A 25,328-nucleotide genomic window follows, 5' to 3' on the forward strand; every position below is an offset into this window, starting at 1 on the left:
TCGGGAGGATGGACAACGATGGATGCGGAATTAGAGTTTGAGAACAAGTTGATTGGTTACCTCGAACAGATTGGTGGGACCAAGCAATGGCAATACGTGCCTGACATTACCCAGACGGAACAGTTGTGGGCTAATTTTAAACAAATTCTTGAGAAAAATAATCAGGATAAAATCGACAAACCCTTGAGTGGTAACGAATTCGCTCAAGTGAAAAAACAAATTGATGATTTGGAGACACCGTATCTAGCCGGAAAGTTTTTGTATGGTTTAAATGGGGTTTCCCAGGTCGAAATTGACATGGATGACGGTCGGCATATCTTCCTCACGGTATTTGATCAGGCCAATGTTGGAGCAGGAAATACCGTCTATCAAGTGGTGAATCAGATTGAACGGCCACATAAGTTGGCGGGCTACCGGGATCGGCGCTTTGATACCACGTTGTTGATTAACGGGCTCCCGATTATTCATATTGAGGAAAAGGCCGCGAATCATAACGTTACAGAGGCCCTGAACCAGATGGAACAGTACGCCACCGAAGGGCAGTTCACGGATATTTATTCCACGGTGCAAATTCTGATTGGGATGACGCCGGACGATACCCGTTATATGGCGAATACGACGGCGGATAAGTTCAACTTTGACTTTGCCTTTCACTGGCAGCGGGAAGATAATAATCAACCAGTCATGGCCTGGCGAGACTTCTTGAATCGGATGTTGTCGATTCCCATGGCCCATCAGATGGCGACTAACTATATGATTCTGGATGGCACTCAGCATCACCAAATGTTAAAGGTGATGCGGCCATACCAGGTGTATGCGACGCGCAAGGTTATTCAACAGATCAAGGAGGCTAGCTTTAATTTAGATAGTCAGAAACTTGGCTACATCTGGCACACGACCGGTTCAGGGAAGACCATCAGCAGTTTTAAGACGGCTTGGTTGGCGTCAAGGTTACCCAATGTCGATAAGGTCGTCTTCATCGTGGACCGCATTGCGTTGACTCAGCAAACGGTTGATAATTATTCCGCCTACGATCCGGATACCAATGATGAAAATAAAAATGGGGTCGTGACGGACACCGCGAACGTCAGTGTCTTGGGCCAAAAGATTCGACAAAAGGGCGGCGGTATCGTGGTTACGTCGATTCAAAAGCTGGATCGATTGGTTCAACGGGCTAACTTTAAGAAGCCCGATCAACATATCGTGTTCATTGTTGATGAGGCCCATCGTTCAACCAGTGGTGACATGTTACAACGGGCGAAGGCTGGCTTCCCGCATGGCGCTTGGGTTGGTTATACCGGGACGCCAAGCTTTGACGGAATCACGACGCAGGAGATCTTTGGCGATTTACTTCACGCGTATACGATTCGGGAGGCCATTGCGGACCGAAATGTCTTGGGATTCAAGGTCGATTTCAATACGACGCTGTCCGAGGATGTGTTGAAGGAACAGTACTTACCGGCCTTCTATCAGGAGAAGCATCCCGACTGGACTCAGGAACAGATTAAATACAAGATTGACCATTTATCCCGTGAGGACATGGACGACTCCGTTAATTCCGGTGTCTATGATGATAATGACGATCACGTTAAATTGGTGGTCGATGATATCTTAAATAAGTGGCGAAATCGGTCCGTTTCCGGCCGGTACAGCGCCATGTTGACGACCCATGTTGGTGGCGGGAAGGCCTCGTCACCCATGGCAATTAAGTATTTTGAGGAATTTCAACGGCGGAATGCTGAGCTCCCAGCTGACAAGCGACTGAAGGTTGCGGTGACGTTTAGCCAGGACAATTCCAATGGTAATCATATGTTGCAGACCAATCAGGGCTTGCACAATGCAATGGTGGCCTACAATAAGCAATTTGGAACGGCCTTCGGGGATGATACCGTCAAGGAATATACCGAGGATGTGGTGTCCCGATTGAATCGGAGTATCAGTACGGATCCCGCTGATTATCTAAATATTGTAATCGTCATCGACCAGTTGCTGACCGGATTTGATGCCCCATACTTGAATACCCTTTACGTTGATCGGACCATGCAGGGCGCTAACTTGATTCAGGCATACTCACGGACCAACCGGATTCAGGATATGCAACAGAAGCCCTATGGCCGAATCGTTAACTATCGTTGGCCGGCGCAGACTGAGAAGCTCATGAACGAAGCCTTGCGGACGTATGCCGACCGGAATTCGGCGAATATTCAAATTGAACTGCCAAATACTGATGAAGACGGCGTGGATGTTATTGCTCCAGACTTTGAGGCCACGCAGGCTACGGCTACCAAGCTGGTTGACCAGTTGGCGGACTTAACTAATGGTTTCGACCATATCCCGGCGAGTGAGGCCAAGCAAGACCAGGCCCTGGATCTGTTAAAGCAATATAATCACGCGATGGCCCTGCTAAAGCAAGACGATTCATATGATTATGATGAGCCAGATAAGCTATTGGAAACAATTGGTATTACCCCGGATCAAGAGGTTCGACTGACCAATTCGATTGCTAATAACTTAGTTGACGCTATTGTTAAACGTGATACTGACAATGGTATTAACTATGGCGACTTCGACTTACAAATGGAACACGTCAACGAGGTCAAGGTTAATTATGACTATCTTGAAGAATTGATTGCACAGTTCCTGAATGAAACCAATGATGGTGATCAAGATGCCGCAGATGAAACCTTTGGCAAGATTAATGATATGGCCGATCAACTGGCAGATCGTCAATATGGTCAGCAGGTTAAGCGAATGGCCGCAGATGTTCACAATGGCCAATTGGACCACGACTTGGTTCCAGAGTATCCCGTTAAGTCTTCGGCGATTAAAGGCATCTTGGAGGAACATAATCAACGGAGTCGGCGGACCGTCATTTTGGCTTTTCGGCAAAAATGGGGGCTAGTCGATGCCGAGGGTGTGAAGGACGAGATGAATTTGATCCTGGATCGACACATCACGGGTAACGATGACTTAAGCGAAAATAACGAGTTGACCGACATCATTACCAAAGGTCAACGCTACTACAAGACCGATGCGACGGATGAAAATATTCAGGCATTGTCGAAGATTAAGTATCGTAATCAATTGCGGAGTGAATTTACGAAATTCGCCGACCAAATCAATCAAGAATTTAAGGAGCAACTATGAGTAAAAGAGAAGAAGCACAAGACATGACATCGCGGTTGTGGGCCATGGCCAATGACCTGCGGGGAAATATGGATGCCAGCGAGTTCAGAAACTATATCTTAGGATTCATGTTTTATCGGTATCTCTCGGAGCATCAAGAACAACACTGGATTAAATCTAAAGTCTTCGATGTTGCCGAAGGACAGTCGGTAAATGACGCTTATACGGCAGCGGTTGCCGAAGATGGTGTCGACGACTACCTTGAGGATGCTGCGAGTGAATTGGGGTATGCGATTGCCCCAGAGTTTACTTGGCGGACAATTACGCAAAAGGTTAATGACAGTCAGATCAAGCCTTCCGATTTCCAAGACATGTTTGATGAATTTGATAAGAATGCCCAGTTAAACAGCAATTCACAACAAGACTTTCGTGGGATCTTTAACGATGTTAACTTGGGAAATTCTCGGCTGGGGAATTCGACGGTGTCTCGAGCACAAGCCCTGAGCCAAATCGTTCAGTCCGTGGACACCTTTGATTACAATGATGAAGCGGGCCATGACATCTTAGGGGATGTCTATGAATACCTCATTGCTAAGTTCGCAGGTAACTCCGGGAAAAAGGCCGGAGAATTTTACACGCCGCACGAAGTTTCCAAGGTTTTGGCTCGTCTGGCTACATTGGACGTCCAGAGTGGCAGTAGCCAATTCAGCGTTTATGACCCAACTATGGGTTCAGGATCGTTGCTGTTAACCGTTCAAGAGGCTTTGAATGAACAGGGTGACCATGATCGCGTTCACTTCCACGGACAGGAATTAAATACCACGACTTACAACTTGGCACGGATGAATTTGATGATGCATGGGGTGGAATATCAAAACATGGATCTCCGCAACGGGGATACCTTGGAGTCTGACTGGCCCGATGGAACTGATGCCGACGGTGTTGACCATCCTCGGAGCTTTGACGCCGTGGTTGCTAACCCGCCATACTCTAGCAAGTGGGATAACAATGCCAATAAATTGAAGGACCCGCGGTTCAAGGATTATGGAAAGCTGGCACCGGCATCAAAGGCGGACTTTGCCTTCCTCTTGCATGGCCTTTATCACTTGTCAGATAGCGGGAAGATGGCGATTGTCCTTCCACATGGGGTCTTGTTCCGTGGCGCTGCTGAAGGAACGATTCGTAAAGCCTTGATTCAAAAGAATTATTTAGATGGGGTTATTGGAATGCCGGATAAATTGTTCTATTCTACTTCAATTCCCACGACTGTTTTGGTCTTCTCGAAGCACAGGTCGACGAAGGACATTTTCTTTATTGACGCTTCACAGGGCTTTGAGAAGGGAAAGAATCAAAACTACTTACGCGATACGGATATTGATAAGATTATCGATACCTATGTGAAGCGAGAAGATGTTGATAAATATGCCCATAAGGCTGATTTAGCAGAGATTGAGGAAAATGAATTCAATCTAAATATTCCTCGTTACGTGGATACTTTCGAAGAAGAACCCCCTGTAGATGTTGATAAGTTAGTTGCCGACATGCAGGAAACAGATAAGCAGATTGATGAATTACAGAGCAGTTTAAGCGGGATGCTGGATGATTTGGTTGGCCAAGACGCTGACGCTCAACAGCAGCTTGAGGCTCTTAAGAGGATTTTTAAATGATGGAGAAGAAAAAGCAAATGAATCCGCGGATCCGGTTTAAGGGATTTGAGGATGATTGGGAGCAGCGTAAGCTGGGAGAGTTAACTGAGCAGACAATAGGAGGTGGAACACCTTCCAAAAAAATCCGGGATTTTTGGCAAGGCGACATTCCTTGGATCCAAAGTTCGAATGTTCAACTCGAACATTTGGTCTTGAAAAAAGCTGAAATAAAACAATTTATTTCAAAAAGGGCTTTAAAAGAATCTGCAGCCAAATTAATTTCTAAAAATTCAATTTCAATTGTAACTAGAGTGGGTGTTGGAAAAATCGCTTATGTCCCGTTCCAATATGCAACTAGTCAAGATTTTTTGACCCTGGTAGGTTTACGAATATCTCCGTTATTTTTGTTATATAAGCTCTATGTCATGATGCCTTTTATGGGGGAAGTGGCACAAGGCACATCAATTAAAGGTGTGACAAAGCCTGAATTATTAGTAATGAAACTCAATGTACCTACAAAGACTATTGAGCAGGATAAAATTGGACAAATTCTTACTGAAGTTGATTCCCTTATCGCTGCCAATGAGAAAAACGTAGGACAATTAAAACTACTGAAAAGGTTACTGTTGCAAAAACTTTTTTCGGTAGAATGGCGATTTAAGGGTTTTAAGGACCATTGGGAGCAGCGTAAGCTAAGTTATTACTTACAAGTTTCTAGAAAAAAGAATCTAGAAAGCTTGTTCAAAAAAACTGACGTGCTTTCAATATCTGGAGAATACGGTGTAGTGAATCAAATCAAGTTTCAAGGACGCTCGTTTGCCGGGAAGTCTGTTCTGAGCTATGGGATAGTTCAACACGGGGACATTGTATATACAAAGAGCCCTTTAAAAAAGAATCCTTACGGAATCATAAAAACTAACAGTGGCGTAGCCGGTATTGTTTCAACTTTGTATGCCGTATATAATCCTTTGCCAACACTTTACTCTCCACTAATCCAGTACTATTTTGAAAGTAATGCACGACTAAATAATTATTTGCGACCGTTGGTAAATAAAGGTGCCAAGAATGACATGAAAGTAAAAAATGAAGATGTGCTGAAAGGGAAAGTACAGTTATCATCAAAGCTTCAAGAACAACACAAGATCGTGTCCATATTATTAGAGATCGATTCCCTTATCGCTGCCAATGAGGATAAGTTGGAAAGACTCAAACAAGTCAAGAAGTTCTTGATGCAGAATTTGTTTGTTTAATATCTATTCAATCAAGTAGGCTATACACTGCGGTTGAGCGACAATAGCTGGATGTTGTGAGTTGTTTTACTGGTAGTTTGAATATTCATTCAGATATAAAAGAGTTGATTAATCGATTAAAGATTAGTCAACTTTTTTAATTTTGGGGGAATGGATATGAATAATACTCAAAGGTTCTACCAATACTTCAGTCAGTGGATGGAGTTGTATAAGTTGGGTGCAGTCAGGTCAGTGACTTATAAAAAGTACGAGATGACTGCTAAACAATTAAGAAAATTAGCGCCGGAGTTGAAGATGTCAGAACTTACACGATTGAGTTATCAGCAACTCTTGAATGATTATGCCGAGACACATGAACGACAGACGACAATGGACTTTCATCGCCATTTAAAGAGCTCGTTATTAGATGCGTTGGAAGAGGGCCTGATCAGTCGGGATCCAACAAGGAAGGCCATCATCAAGGGGACACCGCATCAGCAGCATAAGATTAAGTATTTACATCAGTATGAGCTTCAAGCACTCTTGAACGAATTGCACCTTGAAGGTGAAGTGAACTGGGACTATTTTATTTCACTAATTGCCAAGACTGGTTTGAGATTTGCGGAAGCTTTAGGGGTTACGCCAGAGGATTTTGACTTCGCTCATCAGACGTTAACGGTGAATAAGACTTGGGATTATAAATCTAATGAGGGCGGCTTTGCGCCAACCAAGAATGATTCATCTGTGCGAAAAATTCCCTTGGATTGGCAAAGTGTGATTCAATTCTCTCAGTTAACAAAGGGGCTGCCAGAGGACAAACCGATATTTGTAAATGGCAAAATCTACAATGACACAGTGAATCATTATCTTGAGAGACTTTGTAAACGGGCGCAAGTGCCGGTGATTTCGGTTCATGGGCTCAGACATACACACGCTTCTCTCTTGTTATATGCTGGTGTTAGTATTGCTTCCGTTGCACGAAGATTAGGCCACTCTAATATGACTACGACACAACAAACTTATCTACACATTATTCAGGAACTTGAGAATCAAGATAATGATAAGGTGATGAAACATTTGGCCAGTCTTATTTAGTTAATATGTTTTTCCTTAAATGAGCTTCTGTTGGTACGCAAGACCACAGATGCTTATTTTTATTCTGTCGTTCATTGGCAGCGATAAGGTTGTCAACCACATTAAAAAGGCTACCAACGTATTCTGTTTCTTTTTTTTCAGGTATAAACAATTGAAGGGCACCTAATTGCTTTGATGATATAGCCGGATAACTAGTTCCTGTACTGTGCATTAATACATTATGAACAAATAGGTCGTCCTCCAGTGCTGATATCATAAATTCGGAGTCGATCTTAGTTCTAATCTGTGTATACCCTGATGAAAATACCGTTGGAATTGAACTATTAGAGTAAATCACATTGTTTTTCTGATAAGGTCGAACGTTTTGAAAGAAAACATCCTGTAAGTGTGCAACTCGTTGTGCTCTTGAAGGAGCTTCAGCGAGGGACAACTTTTTCCTATTCGTTATTCTCCCACGATTAACAGCATCTAAATCAATATAATAAAATCTTGATGGCAAGCTCTCACTCGGATTAATAACGGCAATTTCATTTAACTTACGCTGCTCCCAGGTAATCACGCTCAAAACGGTTTCATTTGTTTCTCTTACTTGGGAGCAGCGTAAGTTTTTGAACAATGTTAAAGAAATCATTGATTTTAGAGGACGAACTCCAAAAAAGCTTGGTTTAACCTGGACGCCATCCGGATCATTCGCAGCACTTTCAGCACTAAATATAAAGAATGGTTACATTGATACCACAGTTGATGCACATTTTGGAGATGAATTGCTTTATTCCCGATGGATGAAAAGTTCGGAGCTGAGAAAAGATGACATTATTTTCACAACTGAAGCTCCGATGGGAAATGTTGTCGTTCTGCATCATAATGACCATCACTATATTCTAAGCCAAAGAGTGATTGCTTTGAGACCAGATGTTGAAATGGTTAACAGCGCATTTTTGGGAGTAGCTTTGACTACCCCAGGAATACATCAGTTGCTAAGAAGACTTTCAACAGGAGGAACCGCTCATGGTGTAAGTCAAAGAAATCTAAAGTTCTTGGAATTTATGGTACCTGGAGAGATAAGTGAGCAAAAAAAGATTGGTCAACTGAGTAATTTTGTAGACGCCCTTATCGTTGCCAATGAACGACAGCGTATGCTGAGTAAAAAAGGATCAATAGAAATCAGACAGCTCACCATTACAAATATTCTATAAGTGTAATTAGAATTCCGTGATGGAAAATCGTCAATTTCTTTTGAGAATGATCTCAAAGAATTACTCATTTGAAATGAAATCGTCCTCCAGCAGTGTATTTTGCATTAAAACTCATCAAATCTCTCAAAATGCCTAGATATGCATTCAATCATCCAGATGCTACTTACTGTCTACCCACAACAACTTAGTAAATCAACCAAACAATCGTCACTGAGAGTTATTTTGCCCAAAATTCAGCAATCCTAACAATCATTTCCAGTTGTCCCGCCCCAATTTTCCCGGTATAATAGCCTTATCGAAAGCAACCAAAGAAGGGAATGCCAACTATGCCAATCGTAAACATTGACCTGATCGCTGGCCGATCACAGGAACAACTCAAGGCCTTGGTACAAGACGTTACCACCGCTGTCACGAAGAACACTGGAGCCCCAGCAGAACACGTCCACGTGATCCTACGTGAGATGCAACCAGACCGTTACGGGGTTGCGGGTGTCCTCAAGAGCGACGAAAAGTAAAAACATTTGCGAAAACTTATAAACCGCCACCAAACCCGATACATCGGCGATGGTGGCGGTTTCATTTGCAAAATCGTTTGGCTTGATCGCAAGTTTTCGGTATACTGGGAACCAAGTGCGATATCACGGCATTAATAGGCCGTTGCTAACAACGAATGAATGGAGAGTCTAAACGATGAATGATCAACAATACATGATGGCAATTGACGAAGGGACGACGAGTACCCGCGCTATTTTATTCGACCGGCACGGCCAAATTGCAGGGCAGGCACAACGTGAATTCCATCAATACTTCCCCCAACCAGGTTGGGTCGAACACGATGCCAATGAAATCTGGAATGCGGTTCAATCCGTGATTTCTGATGCCTTAATTGATTCAGACGTCCAACCTTACAAGGTCCGTGGGATTGGGATTACCAATCAACGGGAAACCGCCATTATCTGGGACAAAAAGACTGGCGAACCCATCTACCACGCGGTTGTTTGGCAATCTAAACAAACCAGTGAAATCGCCGACCAATTGAAGGCCGATGGTTATGAAGACATGATTCACGAAAAAACGGGGCTGGTGGTGGACTCTTACTTCTCCGCTACCAAGATCCGTTGGATTCTGGACCACGTTGAAGGGGCTCAGGAACGCGCTGAACGCGGCGAATTACTCTTTGGGACCATTGACACCTGGATCCTCTGGAAGCTCACTGGCGGCCGTGTACATGCGACCGACTACACCAACGCTAGCCGGACGATGCTTTACAACATCAATGATTTAAAGTGGGACGATGAGATCCTGAAGATTTTGAACATCCCGGCTTCAATGCTGCCCGATGTCCGGTCTTCATCCGAAATTTACGGTTACACCGCTGGGTATACCTTTAGTGGGGTCCAAGTGCCAATCGCCGGGATTGCCGGGGACCAACAGGCGGCCTTGTTTGGGCAAACGGCCTTCGATAAAGGGATGATCAAGAACACCTATGGGACCGGGGCCTTCATCGTGATGAACACCGGTGACAAGCCAACCATTTCCCATAATGGTCTGTTGACGACCATTGCCTACGGGATCGATGGTAATGTCACGTATGCTCTCGAAGGGTCCATCTTCGTGGCGGGCTCTGCCGTTCAATGGTTGCGTGACGGGATGCGCTTCTTTGAGCATGCCAGCGAATCCGAGAAGATGGCGGTCGATGCCAAGACGACGGGCGATGTTTACGTGGTTCCTGCCTTTACCGGGCTGGGTGCCCCATACTGGAACCAAGAGACGCGTGGCGCCGTCTTCGGCCTGACTCGTGGCACCACGCGGGAACAATTCGTGCGGGCCACGGTTGAAGCGATTGCCTACCAGACGCGCGACGTGGTCGACACGATGACGAAGGAAACCGGGTTGAACCTGCAATCCCTGAGTGTTGACGGTGGGGCCGCTAACAACGACTTCCTGATGCAGTTCCAAGCGGATATCCTGGATACGCCAATTAGACGGGCAGCGATTAACGAAACAACTGCCTTAGGTGCCGCCTATCTGGCCGGTTTGGCCGTTGGTTTCTGGCCAGATCTAGATAGCATTCGTAAGATGCACAAATCCCGTGATGAATTTACGCCGCATATGGCTGAAGACAAGCGGAAGCGCTGCTACGATGGCTGGCAAGCCGCAATTTCAGCGACCCAAGCTTTCCATCAAAATTAAGAATACGGGCACGACTCTTTAGGAGCCGTGCCTTTTTGGTAAGGCCAATCGTTTAGGGGATTGGCGATCGACGCGCGTTATTGGACAGGGACAGCAGTGATTAAAGGAGGAATTGAGTATGGCCGTTTTTACTGAAAATCAGAAGATTCAGCTCTTAAGTGATTTGGTCGCGATTCAATCGGTGAATGATCACGAGGAACAGGTGGCGACCTATTTACAAAAGGTCTTGGTCGATCATGGCATCGCGGCCAAGCTGTTACCGGTGGCGACCAACCGGGCGAACCTCGTGGCAGAGATTGGTCAAGGCGGCCCCGTCTTGGGAATCTCCGGCCATATGGACGTTGTCTCCCCGGGTGAGGTCAGCCAGTGGGCCAGCGATCCCTTTACGCTCACGGAACACGATGGCAAATTGGTGGGTCGGGGGGCCGTTGACATGAAGGCGGGGCTTGCCGCCATGGTGATTGCCATGATTGAACTGCATGCGGCCGGTCAACCCCAGCAAGGCCGAATTCGGTTAATGGCCACCATTGCAGAAGAAGTGGGTGAGTTCGGTTCACAGGCCTTCTATGAACAAGGTGCCATGGATGACGTGTCGGCCCTACTAATTGGTGAACCCAGTGGCTATAACCTGTTCTCGTCGCATAAGGGTTCCATGGATATCAAATTAACGTCACGTGGACAGGCAGCGCACAGTTCGATGCCGGAGCTAGGGGCTAACGCCATCGATCCGTTGTTGGACCTGTTGCATCAGGCCAATCAAGATTTCCGGCAGACCGACCGGTACAATGACTTTCTGGGGGACCTGACCTTCAACACGACGGTCTTCAATGGCGGCAATCAGGTTAATTCAATTCCGGAGGCAGCGACGGCCGAAATGAACGTCCGGACGATTCCGGAGTTCGATAATGACCAGGTTACCACGACGCTTCAGAAGTTAGTCGATCAGGCCAATGACCAGGGAGGCCAGATTGAGATGAACGTCTACATGTCGCAAAATCCGGTGCAAGAGCCTAAGGATTCCCCTCTCAGCGATTTGGCTGCACGGATCGGGGCATCATTCGCCGGTGGGCCGATTCCTAAGTTGGCCTTGCCGGCCGTCACCGATGCCTCGAACCTGTTGAAGGACAAGGGCCACCAATTTCCGTTTATCGTCTTTGGTCCCGGTAATGAGAGTGCCCATCAAGTGGATGAGTTTGTGGACCGGCAAATGTTTCTCGACTTCACGAGCCTGTACCAGAAATTATTCACGGCTTATCTAGAAAACTAAAGAACTTGGTTCTAACAAAAAGGGCGACATCAAGAAGATGTCGCCCTTAGTCGATCGTTTATTCAGCTAATTTTAGATAGTCTTCCAGGTAGGTTGCCAGGCCATCCTGGTCGTTGTTGAGTTGGGTAATGTCATTTGCCAGGGACTTGATGGGCGCGGTCGCGTTTTGCATGGCGACACCCCAGCCGGCATAGTCGATCATGGCGGAGTCGTTGTGTTCGTCACCAAAAGCAATGATGTTCTGCCGATCGACATGATAATGATGAGCTAAGAATTCAACGCCGGTAGCCTTTTGTATGCCCTTAACCCCAAGTTCGACGACCGAATTAGGACCGCCCCACGGGGCAGCGTCAATCTCGTCATCGAAGTTGGTGCGCAGATAGTCTAAGAGGCCTTGTTGCTGGGGCCGGTCAACGGCAATGGTCAAGCTGGTGGGGTTATTGTTCAAGGACTTTTGATTTAGAATCTGGTTACTTTGGAGTTGTGTGGGGAAGAAGCCAACCTCGACTGGCTGATCACGCACGGCCAGGAACAGGTCCTTGCCCTCGGCAGCGATCATATGAATGCCAAGTTCTTCTCGATGTTGCAGGAGATCAAAGGCAATGTCGCGACTGAAGGTGTATTGATACTCGTCCGGCGACTGTTGATGGGGAACGTGTCCTAGGCTACCATTGAAGTTGATCATGGGGCCCGTCAGCTTTAGGTCATCGTAAAAGTTTGCGGAGATTCGATTCGGTCGGCCCGTCACGATGCTGACAATGTGGCCGGCCTCGCGCGCCCGGGTCAAGACGGCGTGAGTCTTTGGTGAAATTTTGGCTTGGGAGTTGAGAGTCGTACCATCGAGATCGATGGCAATCAATTTTCTTTCCATGTGGCGGCACCTCACAATTATTTTTGAAAAACGGGTGAATCAATCATCCTAACTTACCATATTTTCTGAAAACATGCGACCATTTAATTTGGGCTTAAAGGGTGGAGGAGTCCTGTGGAAACGCGTATAATTAATCGCGGAAAGTTTTGATTAGGAATAGCATATTGTCATATACAAATAACTAGTTGTAACTAACAAGATGGAGCGATGATTGTGAATCTACCAGCAGACTTTATAACAAAATACCAACGCCTCTTAGGTGACGAGGCGGCCGACTTCTTCGCCAGTTTCGATCAACCAAGTACGTCGGGCTATCGGATTAATCCCAGTCACCGAAATCTTCCAGGTGATGTGACGACTGCCGAATCGGTCCCCTATGAACCTTGGGGCCATTTTGGATCGGTGAAGGGGCGCTCTTTGATGCATCAGAGTGGGGCCGTTTACAGTCAGGAACCCAGCGCCATGTTTGTGGGAGCAACCGCTGCACCACAGCCTGGCGATAAGGTGTTGGACCTGTGCGCGGCACCTGGTGGTAAGACGACGCATCTTGCCAGCTATCTTCAAGGCCAGGGGTTATTGGTAACCAACGAGATTAACCGGAAGCGGGTAAAAGTTTTGGCCGAGAACGTGGAACGGTTTGGTATTCGGTCGGCTGTGATCCTCAACGAATCACCCGATCGACTGAGCCCAATCTTTCCTGACTTCTTTGATAAGGTTTTGGTCGATGCGCCTTGTTCCGGTGAGGGAATGTTCCGTAAAGACCCAGATGCCATGCAATATTGGTCATTGGACTACGTGCAGGAATGTGCCGACCGGCAACGGGAGATCATGACCGAGGCCATTAAAATGGTTAAGCCCGGTGGGCAACTAATCTATTCGACCTGTACGTTTGCTCCAGAGGAAGACGAACAGATGATGGCCTGGGTCCTGAAGACCTTTCCCGACTTTCACTTGGCGCCCATCACCAAGGTGGGTGGCGTGAGTGATGCCCGGCCTGATTGGGCCGATGGCAATCCTGAATTGGCTAATGCCGCGCGGTTATTCCCACAACGGATGGCTGGCGAGGGTCATTTCGTAGCCAAGTTGGTTCGCGATGAGGGACCGGCGACGTCGCCACGTGGGGCCGCCAATTTGGGGCAACGTCTGACCAGTGACCAACAGGGGCTGTGGCGTGACTTCGCTAAGCAGGTCCTTGGTCAGCAACCATTTAGCGATTTGGTCACGGTTAAGGACCAGCTGTTCGCCGTTCCGGCAGGCCTGCCCGATCTTAAACGGCTACATGTCTTTCGTCCGGGCCTTCATTTGGGAACATTCAAGAAGAACCGGTTTGAGCCAGCCTATGCCTTAGCATTGGCCAGTGCCGACTGGGACGTTCAGCGTTCCTTGGCGATTACCGATGATCAGTGGCGCGCCTGGGTTCACGGCGAGACGTTTACCCTTGACGAGGCCCCGACCAAGGGGTGGTATCGCCTGACCGCCGCCGACCAACCGGTTGGTTTCGGCAAGGTTGTGGGTCAGACGGTAAAGAACTTCTTCCCGAAGGGTCTGCGGTTTATGGTTTACGAAGACGATGAATAAGCAATGACAAAATAAAGCTCGCTATCAACAATCGTTGGTAGCGAGCTTTTTGACTTAGTAAATGAGATGCCGCTGGTCACAATAATTCAGCAGGGTCGGTGAGAGTAGCAGGTGTTCTTGGCCGAGACTTTGCAGGTCTCGATGGCCAAGCAGGGTCATGATCCGTTTCAGATCCGTCTGCCAGTTCGTCAACATCGTGCTGGTCGTGACTTCATCGGTCGTCAGTAACGTATGTAGGATATGTCCGGCACTGCCCACCATTTGGGCGCCCAGTGCCAGTGACTTAGCAGCGTCCAAGGGTTGGCGGACGCCACCGGTAGCAATGACGGCCAGTTCAGGGGTCGTCTGGGTTTCTAACAGTGATTCGACGGTGGATTGCCCCCAGCCGGCGAGATAACTGAGTTCCTTCTCGGGCCGCCGGAAGTTTTCGATCTGGGCAAAGTTAGTGCCGCCCCGGCCACCAACGTCGACGTAGTGCACGCCAACGGCAACCAGCTGTTCCAGGGTTTCTCGAGCCATCCCAAAACCGACTTCCTTTACAATGACGGGAACGTCGAGGGCAGCCACGATATTGCCGATCTCATCTAACCAGTGAAAGTCTCGATCGCCCTCGGGCATGACTAACTCCTGGGCGGTGTTGACGTGGACCTCTAGGGCATCCGCCGCCAGCATCGCAACCGCTGCCTTGGCGGCCGCAACGCCGTGGTTGGCGCCAATGTTCGCGAAGACAATGCCATCCGGGTTATTTTCCCGTAATGGGGTGAAGGATTCGATGGCCGATTCATCCTTTAGGGCAATGCTTTGGGAACCACTGGCCACGGCAACCCCGCTGGCCGCCGCAATTCGACCGAGGGCGGCGTTAATTTTACCCGTCCGGGGACTGCCGCCAGTCATGGCTTCAATCAAGAAGGGATTGGTCAGGGTTAATGGGCCGAATTGGGTGGTCAGGCTCACGTCGGCCAGTCCCATTTCCGGGAAGCTCTGGTGCATGAACCGCAGCTCGTCAAATTGACTGTTGGCGGTTGAGGCATAAAATTTTTCGGCCAAGGAAAAATGTTCATCCTTGCGGTGGGCGTGGCGTGAGATTTCCATAGTAAGCTCCTTATTCAATCACGTGATGGACGTTTAGCTTAAGCGGTTCGATCCCGCGGACCTGCCATTCTTTTAAAAGGTGTGCCAGGTTGTTGGCGGCATCGATGATGACGATGCCACAGTCACCACCACCGGCACCGGAGGACTTGGCTGCACCGCCAACCTGAACGGCGATGTCGCACATGGTCTTCAGCAATTCGGTTTCAATGGTCACGTGGCTGAGACGGGCCAAGCGATTTAAAAGATCACGGTTAACCGCGATCTCATGTTGGATGGCGGCAAGATCTTGATGATGGAACCCGTCAATCATCCGGTGGAGACAGTCGCGACTCTCATCGAGAAAGGCGCGGTATTCTTGGCGTTGAGTGGCTTTGAAGATGGCAACCTTGTCCACTAGGTGGGAGGTTGACGCTGGCGTTCCCGTCCAGCCGATCATGAGTTTCAAGGATTCGGGGGGCGTTAAGAGTTCGATTTGTAGGCCTGGCCAATCCGTTGTTAGGAGGTCGGTCAGGGATAATTCCCGGCGTGCAGAGGCTAACCAGTCGTGGTCGAAGGCCTGATAGGCAATCCATCCGCCGTAAACGGAGGCGGCAATGTCGCCCAGTGAACCGTTTCCTTGAACATCCAGATGGGCAATCGCGGCCAACTTGAATAGTCGGTCCTTGGTCATGGGGATATCATAGAATTGGCAGAGGGCCTTAATGGTGGCGACGGTGACGGCGGCTGAAGAGCCTAGGCCGTACTTCTTGCCATCGGCACTGTCCAGTTCACTGTTGACGTTCAGGTGATACATCGCCAAGGGCTTGCCCAACACTTGGGCATATTGCTCAGTGAGGCGGATGGCCGAAAGAATGTAATGGAATGGATTATCACGATTGTCAAAAACGAGCTCAGTTCCCTGGCGTTGCCAGTAAAGGGAGTTCTCTTGGTATTGCTTGGAGGCGATCCGGCCATAGTCTTGGCTCGGAGTAATCGTGACGGTGACGAATTGGTTAAGGGCAACGATAATTGCCGGATAACCCGGTTCGACCACGGCGTACTCGCCAGCAATATAAAGTTTTCCGGGTGCTTGCGCGGAAATCAAAAAATCAGGTCCCTTCTCGTACAATTAAAATTTAGCAGGTGAGCTCAAGAATTGAATCCCGGGTCCGGGATGAGCCACGATGACATGTTCACTGCCGAATAAATCGGCCATGGTTTGTGTGATTTTAGGTAAATCTTTGGTTTGACAGAAAAGCTTGACGTTGGGGCCCGCATCTAAGGTGTAATAGCAGGCTGTCCCGGCGTCACGGAGGTCTTGCACCGCCTGCATGGCCACCAGACTGTCACCGTTGAAATAGGTGAAGGGTGGGTTAGCGCTCAAGGTCAGGGCATGCATGCGCATGGCATTGCTCTCCAAGATTTCCCCCATTTGCTGGAAGTCATGTGTCGCGATGGCCGGCCGTATGGCGGCCAGGTCGTGAGCGACAACGTCTTTCCAAGCGGGGTAAAAGGGCGAAGTGTCCACGCTGCTTTGCATGCCCTGACGCGAACTAACCTTTTTCTGGTGGGCATTTAAGACCAAGGCCACGACGGCGATGGGCCAATCGACCGTTTCGTCGATTGGGTGGGCGACTGAGGATTGATCGTCAGTCCCGGCCGTCCATTCGGCGAATCCCCCAAAGATGGAGCGGGTCGCCGACCCGGAGCCGTGGCGGGCCAAACGTGAAAGCTCGGTCCGCGTCAGGTCCAGGCCGGCCGCACGACTAGCGGCGCCGGCAAGGGCGGCAAAGGCCGATGCCGAAGAAGCAAGTCCGGCAGCCGTTGGTACGTGGTTTGTGGACTGAACGCGGGCAAACTGACCGTCTGGACGAACCAGGTCCAAGAAACGCTGAACCTTACCACTAGCCTGGGGCGATAGGCGGTCATCATTCAGCGTTACCTCGTCGGCCGTTAATGCCGAGTCGAACTGAACGGTGGTGTCGGTATAGAATTGGTCGAGGGTCAACGACAAACTACTGGTTTGCGGTAGCATCTGCGTCGTGTCGGCCTTGCCCCAATATTTAACTAGGGCAATATTGGTGTGCGCACGTGCGGTGGCAGCTGGGGTCATCAGTGTTCCTCCTCGGTTTCAAAGGCTTCAATCCAGGTTTGCGTGGCGCCGGCATCCGTTAGGGCCTGCTGGACGCGCTGAGTGGTTTCCCAGTCGGCACACAGGGAGATAAGGCAGCCACCCATGCCACCACCAGTTAATTTAGCGCCTAGGGCACCGTTGGCACAAGCGACATGCGTCAGTTTGTCCAGTTCCGGTGAACTCACGCCGAGGCCCTTTAATTCATGCTGGGCGGCCGTCAGGATGGTTCCTAATCGGTCGAGGTCGGCACTGGCTAAGGTCGCCCGGGTTTCGGTCGTTAAGTGGCCGAGCGTTTCAATCTGTTCATTGGTTGTCTGGGGCATGGTGGTCTTTCGCCGGGCAACGGCAGCAACCGCTTTGCCGGTTTGGCCCTTGACACCACTGTCTGCAATGACCAGGTATCCCGGAAGGTTGAAGGGAATCTGGAGGCTTTCGTGGCCAGGAATAAACCAAATGGGGGCGTGTGAGCTCACCGTTGCGGCATCGATGCCGCTTGGGTGGCCGTGCGTGATTTTTTCCGCGATGGCGGCCGTGGCGAGCAGGAGCTCACGGTTCAACGGCCGGTCAAAGAATTGATACATGGCCCGGGTTACCGCGACAGCAACCGCCGCCGATGACCCCATGCCTCGCTCGGCAGGGAGGTCGCTGGCGATGGTCATCTCAAAGGGAACCTCGGTGGCGTCAAAGCGATTTAACAGCGTTTGGATCAGTTTGGCCGTGCCGGAGAGATTTTGTCCCATCTCGGTCAACGGACCGTCGAAGTACCGGCTGTTTAGCTGTTGTCCGACTTTAGTACTCGTCAGGTTAACCCGTGTCGTGACGGAGGGTAAGGGAAGGGCAATCGCGGGTTGGTGGTACACCACGCTATGGTCACCGATCAAAATAATTTTGGCATTACTCGTGCCCGTTACCGTACGTTTCAACGCCATCCGCTCGCTTTCTTCTGAATTTATCTACCAGAATATCATACTCTACTGAATACAGTTGTGCTAGTTTTGCCAGTCAAAATCCCGGGAAACGGGGTAAAAGTTAACTCTTTCTATAGAAAGTTTTGTTAAAGCCGGCCTATCGGCGTGGGTTGAACGTGGCGCTGGCTTTCTAAGTGGTGTATCATAGTGCCAGTTATAATCGCAAATTGTGCAGAAATTGGTGAATATATTATGGATAAAGACACGGTTTATGCAGTGGTGGATATTGAGACCACTGGAACCAGTGTGACAGATGGCGACCGCATTATCCAAGTCGGGTGCGTCTTCGTCCAGCACAACCAAATCATTAATCATTTTGAAACGGACGTGAATCCGCTACGTGAGATCCCCTCGGCGATCTCACGGCTAACAGGGATTACGAACCAACGCGTTCGTCACGCGCCGCTCTTCGACGATGTCGCGGGGACGTTGTATAGCCTGTTGACCAATACGGTCTTCGTGGCCCACAACGTCAATTTTGACTTGCCCTTTATTAATGCCGAGTTCTCACGGGTAGGCTACCCGGAATTAGAGATTGCGGCGGTGGACACTGTGTCGATGAGCCAGATTCTCTTGCCAACGGCCACGAGCTTCCGTCTACGGGACCTGAGTGGGCTCTTCAACATTGAACACGACAATCCTCATTCGGCGGATAGCGATGCCAGTGCGACCGCGGAACTCTTTATTTTCTTATTCCGGCGGTTACGAGCGCTGCCGATGGTGACGCTTGAACGCATGATCGCCATGCACGCCGAATTGCCTCGCCAAACGGCGGATCTTTTTGGCGTGGCCCAACGCTTGAATGAGGCCAAGCCGCGTAAGCTACCGGATTACCTCTATATTAAGAACGGTCTGGCGTTGCGCAAACCGGCGGCCCAGGAGCCAGCAACTTTGGCCGAACCACAGAAATATCCGAAGACTAAGAAACAGAAACAACGACTAATGCCGGACAACTTGGAGTGGCGGCCCGAACAGGCCAAGATGATGAATTATATCTACAAGAATTATGCCGCTGCCGATCAACACCCGGTTAAGCAGATGATCGTGGAGGCCCCCACGGGAATCGGGAAGAGTCTCGGCTACCTACTGCCAATGGCGTATCTGGGGCAGAAGGGCCGGCCGGTCGTCATCAGCACGGCCACCACACTGTTGCAAGAACAATTGTTGGATCAATCGGTCCCATTACTTAAGCAGATCGTGCCCTTCACCATTAATGCGGTCCTGATTAAAGGGAGTCGGCATTACTTGGATCTACAACGGTTCGCGACCACTTTAAAATTAACGGAAACCTCTAAACAAACGCAGCTCTTGAAGCTTCGCTTACTGGTCTGGCTCACCATGACCACGTCGGGTGATCTCGATGAGCTGCACCTAGCCACCTATCGCGCCCCTTACTTCCAAGAAGTGATTCATGAGGGAACGGTCACCGAAGACAATCCATTCTTTGACGATGATTTCTTGCGGCGGCGTGATCAACAGATGGCCCAAGCACAAATTGTGATTGTGAACCATGCCTATCTTAGCGAGCATGCCCTGGACTTGGGGGAACGCCTTCATCGGCCATACTTGGTTATCGATGAGGCCCAGCATCTCGCCGATAATACGTTACGGCAACGCCGGACGCAGGTTAAGTTTTCTCAGTTAATCAATGCGCTTCATCACGTTCAACGCGACGTTAGCCGTGAGATTGGGCCAAATCTCCTGTCCCTGTTCGCCGAGGATGGCGAGGCCACGCTCAGTCTGCGGGAAATGCTGGCCGTCAGTCAAACATTGGAACATCAACTGAGTCAGTTAGTGGGCCAACTGTTCATTCGCTTCTTGGCGAATAAGCGTCTGGGCAATCATAACCAAATCATTGAGGAACTGATTCCCGTGGCAGACCTGCGGCAACAGCTGAGCCAAGGGCAATCGATTGCCGACATTCAAACGGCAACCGATAACCTTTTGGCCGCCTTGGGTAGCCTACGACAACGGTTCGATCAGCAGCAGGATCGCTTCTCGGCTAACGAACGCTACCTATTTGAACAGGTTGATACGCAGATTCATCAATTTGACGACCAAATGGTTCGGCTCCTGACCATTTTGGAACAGGTCAAGGATCACAAGCCGGCCAGTCTATTCTGGCTGACCATTAATCACATTGGCGATCGCAATAGCCTGCAACTGGCCAGTGGTCTACTCGCCACGGAAGGCTTCATGCGCCAGCACCTATACGCGGGGTTCCAACCGGTCCTCTTGACCGGGGCAACCCTCTTCTCATCCGGACGGTCACAGTATGTGCTGGACCAATTCGACCTGGATCGAGAGGAGACGGTGACGCACCGGATGCGGTCGAGCTTTGATTACGCCAACCAAGCCGAATTGCTGATTGCGGACAGTGGGCCTAATCTGAGCCGGGTGGCGCCGGATGACTACGTGGATTATTTAGTGACGGCGATCACGAAGATCGCGGGTGCGGTCGACAAGCAGACGCTGGTCCTCTTTAATTCATTGTCGGTGATCGAACGGGTCTATCAACGGTTAGTTGGCCGGGCAGAATTTGCCAAGCGAGAAATCTTTGCGCAGGGTATTAGTGGGAGCCGTGAACGGATTGCCAAACGTTTTGCAACCAGTCATGGCGCCATCTTGTTAGGCGCAGCTAGTTTCTGGGAAGGGATTGATTTGCCCGCCGAACAACTGGAACTCCTGATTGTGACCCGATTGCCGTTCGATTCACCTGACCGTGTCTTTGTTAAGGCTAATTACGAGCGTTTAACGGCGGCCGGAAAGAATCCGTTTTACAATGCCGCCTTGCCAGCGGCTACCTTAAAGCTACGTCAAGGGGTGGGCCGCTTAATCCGGACACCGACCGACCGTGGGGCGATCGTGATTCTTGATCAACGGGTGGTTGAACAACGGTATGGGCAGAGTATCTTACGAGCCTTACCTAGTGACCTTTCCAAACAGACGGGAAGCATTGACGAGATTGCGACGAGCTTAGTTAAATTTTTTGAAAAAAAGCCGAACAAGCCGCAGACGCCTCCTGAAGTCTGATATAATTTAAAGAGATTAAATTTGAAAAGGGAGTACGATGGAAAATTGATGAGACAACAATATCAACGGCGCCAACGGCCACACCATTGGGTTCTACTAGGAATCCTAGTGGTCATCCTGGTGCTCTTGTTGAGCGGCGCAATCATTATTCATAAAGCAACTAAGCCGCTGAGTCAACAACAGGACAAGGCGGAAACCGTTGCTCAGAAGTCCGGTCACTTAACCTCAACGGATAAGTTTTACTGGACGAATCTGGGATCAACTTACTACACTGTTTCTGGTCAAAATAAAGCCAAACAAAGTGTCTATGCCATCGTACCAAAGTCGGGTAAGGACGTGACGGTGGTTCAGCAAAGTGCTGGTATTACCCGCAACGCGGTGCTCGAGAAGGTTTGGCAACGGAACCCCAAGAAAGTCTTAGGGGCGGCCTTAAGCATCTTCAATGGTAAACCGGCTTGGCAGGTTAGCTACTTGAATAAGAGTGGCAAACTTTGTTACATTACCTATCAGTACAGTAACGGAAAGGTTTTACAGCAAATCTCTAATATCTAGCACACATTGAGGAGGTCGACTATGCAAATTTCAAAACGAGCACAGGCAGTTCAACCCTCGGCGACCTTTGCGACGGCCCAAAAGGCCGATGCATTACAAGCCACAGGGGTTGATGTGATTAATCTTTGTATTGGGCAACCGGATTTTCCGACACCCACAAATATTAAGGATGCCACGGTAGCGGCCATCCGAGCCGACCAGGTTGACGGGTATACCGCCACGCCAGGGATCACCCCGTTACGTCAAGCGGTGATCGATCACATTGTGATGCCACAGGGTGAAACGACCTTTACCGCCGACCAAGTTGTCGTGACAACGGGGGCTAAGATGGCGTTATATGCGCTATTCCAAGCCATTCTTGATCCGGGCGATGACGTCCTCATCCCGGCACCTTACTGGGTGAGCTACGGCGAACAGGTTCGCTTGGCTGGCGGCCGTCCCATTGAAATTGCCCCAACGAGCTCATTCAAGGTGACGCCAGACCAATTGGCGACGGCCTTAACGCCATCGACGAAGGCTGTCGTGTTGAACTCGCCCCAGAATCCTAGTGGGGTTGTTTACACGCAGGCCGAGTTGAAGGCTATCGGTGCCTGGGCGGTTGACCACGACTTATTAGTAATTGCTGATGAAATCTATGGCGAATTATTGTATGATGGAAATACGCCTGCGCCGTCAATGCTTGGGATTGACCCGGCCATCACGGCTAATGTCGTGGTGATCAATGGGGTTTCTAAAACCTATGCCATGACGGGCTGGCGGATCGGCTTCTTAATTGGCCAACCGGCGGTGGTTGGCGCCGTCAATAAGGTGCTGTCGCATATGACCGGGAACACCGCGGCCGTCAGTCAGGCGGCTGCTTTGGGTGCCTTAACGGGCGACCAATCGGCGGTAACCACCATGCGTGCAGCCTTTAAGGACCGACTGGACACCATCTATCCTTTATTAATGGCCATTCCAGGTTTTGAGTTGCCATTAAAGCCACAGGGGGCGTTTTATCTCTTCCCTGAGGTGACGCAGGCGATGGCACAGAAACATTGTGCAACGTCGGCAGAGTTCGCTGACTTACTCCTTAACGAGGCCCATGTGGCCGTTGTGGCGGGAGAAGCCTTTGGTCTGGCTAACCACATCCGTTTAAGCTACGCCACGGATCTGGCTACCTTAAAACAGGCCATGCAGCGAATTAACACATTTATGCAAGATTAACTAAAAATTGTTAAGAGATGGAGGAATTGACTTGGAACAGATCAATATTATTGATGCTAGCAAACACGTTGACGAAAAAGTAAAGATTGGTGTTTGGCTAACCAATAAGCGTTCAAGCGGTAAGATTGCCTTCCTACAGTTACGTGACGGGACCGCCTTCTTCCAAGGCGTTGTGCTTAAGAAAGCTGTAGACGAAGAGACTTTTGAATTAGCCAAGGAACTCCGCCAGGAAACCAGTATGTGGATCACCGGGATTATTCATCAAGATGACCGGTCCCACTTTGGCTATGAAATCGAAGTTGAAGGGATTGAAGTGATTGGGGAAAGTGAAGACTACCCAATTACGCCTAAGGAACATGGGGTGGACTTCTTGATGGACCACCGTCACTTGTGGCTCCGTTCATCCAAGCCGCATGCCTTGATGCGGATCCGTAACGAAGTCATTCGGGCAACCTACGAATTCTACAACAAGGAAGGCTTCACCAAGATTGATTCACCAATCTTAACCGGGAGTGCCCCCGAAGGCACGACCGACCTGTTCCACACGGAATACTTTGACCGTGACGCTTACCTGTCACAATCTGGCCAATTGTATGCTGAAGCCGGCGCCATGGCCTTCAACAAGGTCTTTACCTTTGGGCCAACATTCCGGGCAGAAAAGTCTAAGACGCGTCGTCACTTGATCGAATTCTGGATGATTGAACCCGAAATGGCCTTCATGCACCAAGAAGAAAGCCTGGAAGTTCAAGAACAATACGTGGCCTTCTTGGTTCAAAACGTCATCGACCACTGTGCCGCTGACTTGAAGACCTTGGGCCGGGATGTGGATGTCTTGAAGAAGTACACCCAATTACCTTACCCACGGATCAGTTACGATGAAGCCATCGACCTGTTGAAGCAAAACGGCTTCGACTTGGAATGGGGTGTCGACTTCGGTTCACCAGAAGAAACTTTCCTGGCGGATCACTTCGACAAGCCAGTCTTTGTCCTGAACTACCCTAAGGCTATCAAGCCATTCTACATGAAGCCACACCCAACTCGGGAGGATGTTTACATCTGTGCCGACCTGTTAGCCCCAGAAGGCTACGGGGAAATTATTGGGGGCTCCGAACGTGAAGTCGATTACGACCTCTTATTGGAACAAGTTAAGAAGGCTGGTCTGGACCCAGACGAATACAGCTGGTACCTTGACTTACGGAAGTATGGTTCCGTGCCTCACTCCGGCTTCGGGATGGGACTCGAACGGTTCTTGACCTGGATTACCGGTGAAGAACATGTTCGTGAGGCCATTCCATTCCCACGTTTGCTTAACCGGATTTACCCTTAATCATTTGAAATGTCAAACGGCCGCCTCACTTTTTGTGGGAGCGGTCGTTTATTAGTCAGAGGAGGTTTAGCTCATGGATGATTTTACCCGTCGTTATATTGCCGCTGGTCAGACCAGCATCGCCAATTATCTCATCGACCACTATCGGGAGATTGGCCTAAGTAATGACCAGTTTCTGATTTATCTGCAGGTTCGGCGCCAGATTGACCGGGGGGATGAACTTCCCGATGCCGAAATTCTGGCACAACGACTGGGCTGGGATAAGCCGCGGGTCTATCAGGTGCTGCACGAATTGATTTCGGGTAAGCTGATGAGTATCACGACGATTACCAATGCTCAGGGGCAGAAGCAGGACAGTTATGACTTTAGCCTGCTGACGGACAAGCTGAGCCATCTGGCGGCTCAGGAGACGCGTCAGACCGTTCAGAAGGCGGCTACAACCAATCGGGCAACCGTGTTTAATCAAATTGAGACGGAATTTGGCCGCCCATTGTCGCCACTAGAAATGGAAAGTATTAATCAATGGCTGGACGAAGACCATTATCAGCCCGAATTGATTCAGTTGGCCTTGAAGGAGGCCGTCCTCAGTCAAGCGTACAGCCTGAAATACATGGACCGGATTCTGCTAAGCTGGGAGAAGAAGCATCTGACCACGGCGGCTCAGGTCCAACGTGAACGCGAGCGCCAGGAACCACGTCGTTCGAAGGCCCCGGATTCGGCAGCTGACTCGGCCATTCCGGATGTCCCAATCTTTAAATTGACTGACCACTAAATCTTAATGAGGCAGGACCGGTAATCAGACCGGTCCTGCTTTTTTTTACGTCCGGAAACTAAAAAAG

The 25,328-nt window shown here is 49.4% G+C and carries 20 protein-coding genes; 14 read left to right on the forward strand and 6 right to left on the reverse strand.

Features of this window, described 5'->3' with window-relative positions; translation table 11 throughout:
* Positions 1 to 18 precede the first annotated feature (18 nt).
* From EKM96_RS05510 to EKM96_RS05525, 4 genes are all read left to right on the forward strand, one after another.
* Complete coding sequence (locus EKM96_RS05510; protein WP_125640913.1) at positions 19 to 3,147, forward strand: type I restriction endonuclease subunit R; 3,129 nt, start codon at positions 19 to 21, stop codon at positions 3,145 to 3,147.
* Positions 3,144 to 4,793 carry a type I restriction-modification system subunit M gene (locus tag EKM96_RS05515; RefSeq protein ID WP_125640916.1) on the forward strand — a complete coding sequence of 550 codons (1,650 nt, stop codon included), beginning with the start codon at positions 3,144 to 3,146 and terminating at the stop codon, positions 4,791 to 4,793. The genes EKM96_RS05510 and EKM96_RS05515 overlap by 4 nt, the downstream gene beginning before the upstream one ends.
* Complete coding sequence (locus EKM96_RS05520; RefSeq protein ID WP_225417638.1) at positions 4,790 to 6,022, forward strand: restriction endonuclease subunit S; 1,233 nt, start codon at positions 4,790 to 4,792, stop codon at positions 6,020 to 6,022. The genes EKM96_RS05515 and EKM96_RS05520 overlap by 4 nt, the downstream gene beginning before the upstream one ends.
* A gap of 156 nt (positions 6,023 to 6,178) precedes the next feature.
* Positions 6,179 to 7,096, forward strand: a complete 918-nt coding sequence (locus tag EKM96_RS05525; protein WP_125640919.1) for a site-specific integrase — start codon at positions 6,179 to 6,181, stop codon at positions 7,094 to 7,096.
* Here EKM96_RS05525 and EKM96_RS05530 read toward each other — a convergent pair.
* Entirely contained in the window at positions 7,089 to 7,712 is a 624-nt protein-coding gene (locus tag EKM96_RS05530; protein ID WP_164510978.1) for a restriction endonuclease subunit S domain-containing protein, read from the reverse strand. The genes EKM96_RS05525 and EKM96_RS05530 overlap by 8 nt on opposite strands.
* Between EKM96_RS05530 and EKM96_RS05535 the strand changes: the two genes are divergently transcribed.
* From EKM96_RS05535 to EKM96_RS05550, 4 genes are all read left to right on the forward strand, one after another.
* Positions 7,705 to 8,292, forward strand: coding sequence for a restriction endonuclease subunit S (locus EKM96_RS05535; protein ID WP_125640926.1), 588 nt, complete (start codon positions 7,705 to 7,707; stop codon positions 8,290 to 8,292). The two genes, EKM96_RS05530 and EKM96_RS05535, sit on opposite strands and share 8 nt — an antisense overlap.
* A 326-nt stretch (positions 8,293 to 8,618) precedes the next feature.
* A complete protein-coding gene (locus EKM96_RS05540; RefSeq protein WP_061776434.1) occupies positions 8,619 to 8,807 on the forward strand; it encodes a 2-hydroxymuconate tautomerase in 189 nt (62 codons plus the stop codon).
* Positions 8,808 to 8,982: 175 nt separating this feature from the next.
* Positions 8,983 to 10,485, forward strand: a complete 1,503-nt coding sequence (glpK, locus tag EKM96_RS05545) for a glycerol kinase GlpK (protein ID WP_125640929.1) — start codon at positions 8,983 to 8,985, stop codon at positions 10,483 to 10,485.
* Positions 10,486 to 10,603: 118 nt separating this feature from the next.
* A complete protein-coding gene (locus EKM96_RS05550) occupies positions 10,604 to 11,752 on the forward strand; it encodes an ArgE/DapE family deacylase (protein ID WP_125640931.1) in 1,149 nt (382 codons plus the stop codon).
* A 58-nt stretch (positions 11,753 to 11,810) separates the two neighbouring features.
* On the opposite strand, the gene EKM96_RS05555 is transcribed toward EKM96_RS05550, so the two are convergent.
* Positions 11,811 to 12,623 (reverse strand): Cof-type HAD-IIB family hydrolase, encoded by an 813-nt coding sequence (locus EKM96_RS05555; protein ID WP_125640933.1) that lies wholly within the window; start codon positions 12,621 to 12,623, stop codon positions 11,811 to 11,813.
* A gap of 213 nt (positions 12,624 to 12,836) precedes the next feature.
* Between EKM96_RS05555 and EKM96_RS05560 the strand changes: the two genes are divergently transcribed.
* Complete coding sequence (locus EKM96_RS05560) at positions 12,837 to 14,201, forward strand: RsmF rRNA methyltransferase first C-terminal domain-containing protein (protein WP_125640935.1); 1,365 nt, start codon at positions 12,837 to 12,839, stop codon at positions 14,199 to 14,201.
* A 54-nt stretch (positions 14,202 to 14,255) separates the two neighbouring features.
* Here EKM96_RS05560 and fni read toward each other — a convergent pair whose 3' ends face one another.
* The 4 genes from fni to mvk are packed head-to-tail and all read right to left on the reverse strand — an operon-like array spanning position 14,256 to position 18,335.
* Positions 14,256 to 15,293 (reverse strand): type 2 isopentenyl-diphosphate Delta-isomerase, encoded by a 1,038-nt coding sequence (gene fni / locus EKM96_RS05565; protein ID WP_125640937.1) that lies wholly within the window; start codon positions 15,291 to 15,293, stop codon positions 14,256 to 14,258.
* A gap of 10 nt (positions 15,294 to 15,303) precedes the next feature.
* The gene (locus tag EKM96_RS05570; RefSeq protein ID WP_125640939.1) at positions 15,304 to 16,377 is read right to left on the reverse strand and encodes a phosphomevalonate kinase; all 1,074 of its coding nucleotides are present in this window, start codon (positions 16,375 to 16,377) and stop codon (positions 15,304 to 15,306) included.
* Positions 16,378 to 16,401: 24 nt separating this feature from the next.
* On the reverse strand, positions 16,402 to 17,385 hold the full coding sequence (gene mvaD, locus EKM96_RS05575) for a diphosphomevalonate decarboxylase (RefSeq protein ID WP_125640941.1): 984 nt from the start codon (positions 17,383 to 17,385) through the stop codon (positions 16,402 to 16,404).
* On the reverse strand, positions 17,385 to 18,335 hold the full coding sequence (gene mvk, locus EKM96_RS05580; protein ID WP_125640943.1) for a mevalonate kinase: 951 nt from the start codon (positions 18,333 to 18,335) through the stop codon (positions 17,385 to 17,387). Before mvk ends, mvaD begins: the two co-directional genes overlap by 1 nt.
* A 231-nt stretch (positions 18,336 to 18,566) precedes the next feature.
* Between mvk and EKM96_RS05585 the strand changes: the two genes are divergently transcribed.
* The 5 genes from EKM96_RS05585 to EKM96_RS05605 all read left to right on the forward strand — a co-directional run bounded on the left by EKM96_RS05585 (position 18,567) and on the right by EKM96_RS05605 (position 25,261).
* Positions 18,567 to 21,407, forward strand: a complete 2,841-nt coding sequence (locus EKM96_RS05585; protein ID WP_125640945.1) for a helicase C-terminal domain-containing protein — start codon at positions 18,567 to 18,569, stop codon at positions 21,405 to 21,407.
* A gap of 48 nt (positions 21,408 to 21,455) precedes the next feature.
* Positions 21,456 to 21,959: a cell wall elongation regulator TseB-like domain-containing protein gene (locus EKM96_RS05590; protein ID WP_125640947.1), complete on the forward strand. Its 504-nt coding sequence runs from the start codon at positions 21,456 to 21,458 to the stop codon at positions 21,957 to 21,959.
* Between the two features lie 21 nt (positions 21,960 to 21,980).
* Positions 21,981 to 23,162, forward strand: a complete 1,182-nt coding sequence (locus EKM96_RS05595; protein WP_125640949.1) for a pyridoxal phosphate-dependent aminotransferase — start codon at positions 21,981 to 21,983, stop codon at positions 23,160 to 23,162.
* 31 nt (positions 23,163 to 23,193) lie between these two features.
* The gene (gene asnS / locus EKM96_RS05600; protein WP_125640951.1) at positions 23,194 to 24,489 is read left to right on the forward strand and encodes an asparagine--tRNA ligase; all 1,296 of its coding nucleotides are present in this window, start codon (positions 23,194 to 23,196) and stop codon (positions 24,487 to 24,489) included.
* Between the two features lie 73 nt (positions 24,490 to 24,562).
* On the forward strand, positions 24,563 to 25,261 hold the full coding sequence (locus tag EKM96_RS05605; protein ID WP_125640953.1) for a DnaD domain-containing protein: 699 nt from the start codon (positions 24,563 to 24,565) through the stop codon (positions 25,259 to 25,261).
* Positions 25,262 to 25,328: the final 67 nt, after the last annotated feature.

This window comes from Levilactobacillus tangyuanensis, from assembly GCF_003946545.1.
Classification (GTDB): Bacteria; Bacillota; Bacilli; order Lactobacillales; family Lactobacillaceae; genus Levilactobacillus; species Levilactobacillus tangyuanensis.

Bases quoted from the DNA above. Each gene is read 5' to 3' on its own strand.
- EKM96_RS05510 (WP_125640913.1), top strand. From the start codon at position 19: ATGGATGCGGAATTAGAGTTTGAGAACAAGTTGATTGGTTACCTCGAA.
- EKM96_RS05515 (WP_125640916.1), top strand. From the start codon at position 3,144: ATGAGTAAAAGAGAAGAAGCACAAGACATGACATCGCGGTTGTGGGCC.
- EKM96_RS05520 (WP_225417638.1), top strand. From the start codon at position 4,790: ATGATGGAGAAGAAAAAGCAAATGAATCCGCGGATCCGGTTTAAGGGA.
- EKM96_RS05525 (WP_125640919.1), top strand. From the start codon at position 6,179: ATGAATAATACTCAAAGGTTCTACCAATACTTCAGTCAGTGGATGGAG.
- EKM96_RS05540 (WP_061776434.1), top strand. From the start codon at position 8,619: ATGCCAATCGTAAACATTGACCTGATCGCTGGCCGATCACAGGAACAA.
- glpK (WP_125640929.1), top strand. From the start codon at position 8,983: ATGAATGATCAACAATACATGATGGCAATTGACGAAGGGACGACGAGT.
- EKM96_RS05550 (WP_125640931.1), top strand. From the start codon at position 10,604: ATGGCCGTTTTTACTGAAAATCAGAAGATTCAGCTCTTAAGTGATTTG.
- EKM96_RS05555 (WP_125640933.1), bottom strand. From the start codon at position 12,623: ATGGAAAGAAAATTGATTGCCATCGATCTCGATGGTACGACTCTCAAC.
- fni (WP_125640937.1), bottom strand. From the start codon at position 15,293: ATGGAAATCTCACGCCACGCCCACCGCAAGGATGAACATTTTTCCTTG.
- mvaD (WP_125640941.1), bottom strand. From the start codon at position 17,385: ATGACCCCAGCTGCCACCGCACGTGCGCACACCAATATTGCCCTAGTT.
- mvk (WP_125640943.1), bottom strand. From the start codon at position 18,335: ATGGCGTTGAAACGTACGGTAACGGGCACGAGTAATGCCAAAATTATT.
- EKM96_RS05585 (WP_125640945.1), top strand. From the start codon at position 18,567: ATGGATAAAGACACGGTTTATGCAGTGGTGGATATTGAGACCACTGGA.
- EKM96_RS05590 (WP_125640947.1), top strand. From the start codon at position 21,456: ATGAGACAACAATATCAACGGCGCCAACGGCCACACCATTGGGTTCTA.
- EKM96_RS05595 (WP_125640949.1), top strand. From the start codon at position 21,981: ATGCAAATTTCAAAACGAGCACAGGCAGTTCAACCCTCGGCGACCTTT.
- EKM96_RS05605 (WP_125640953.1), top strand. From the start codon at position 24,563: ATGGATGATTTTACCCGTCGTTATATTGCCGCTGGTCAGACCAGCATC.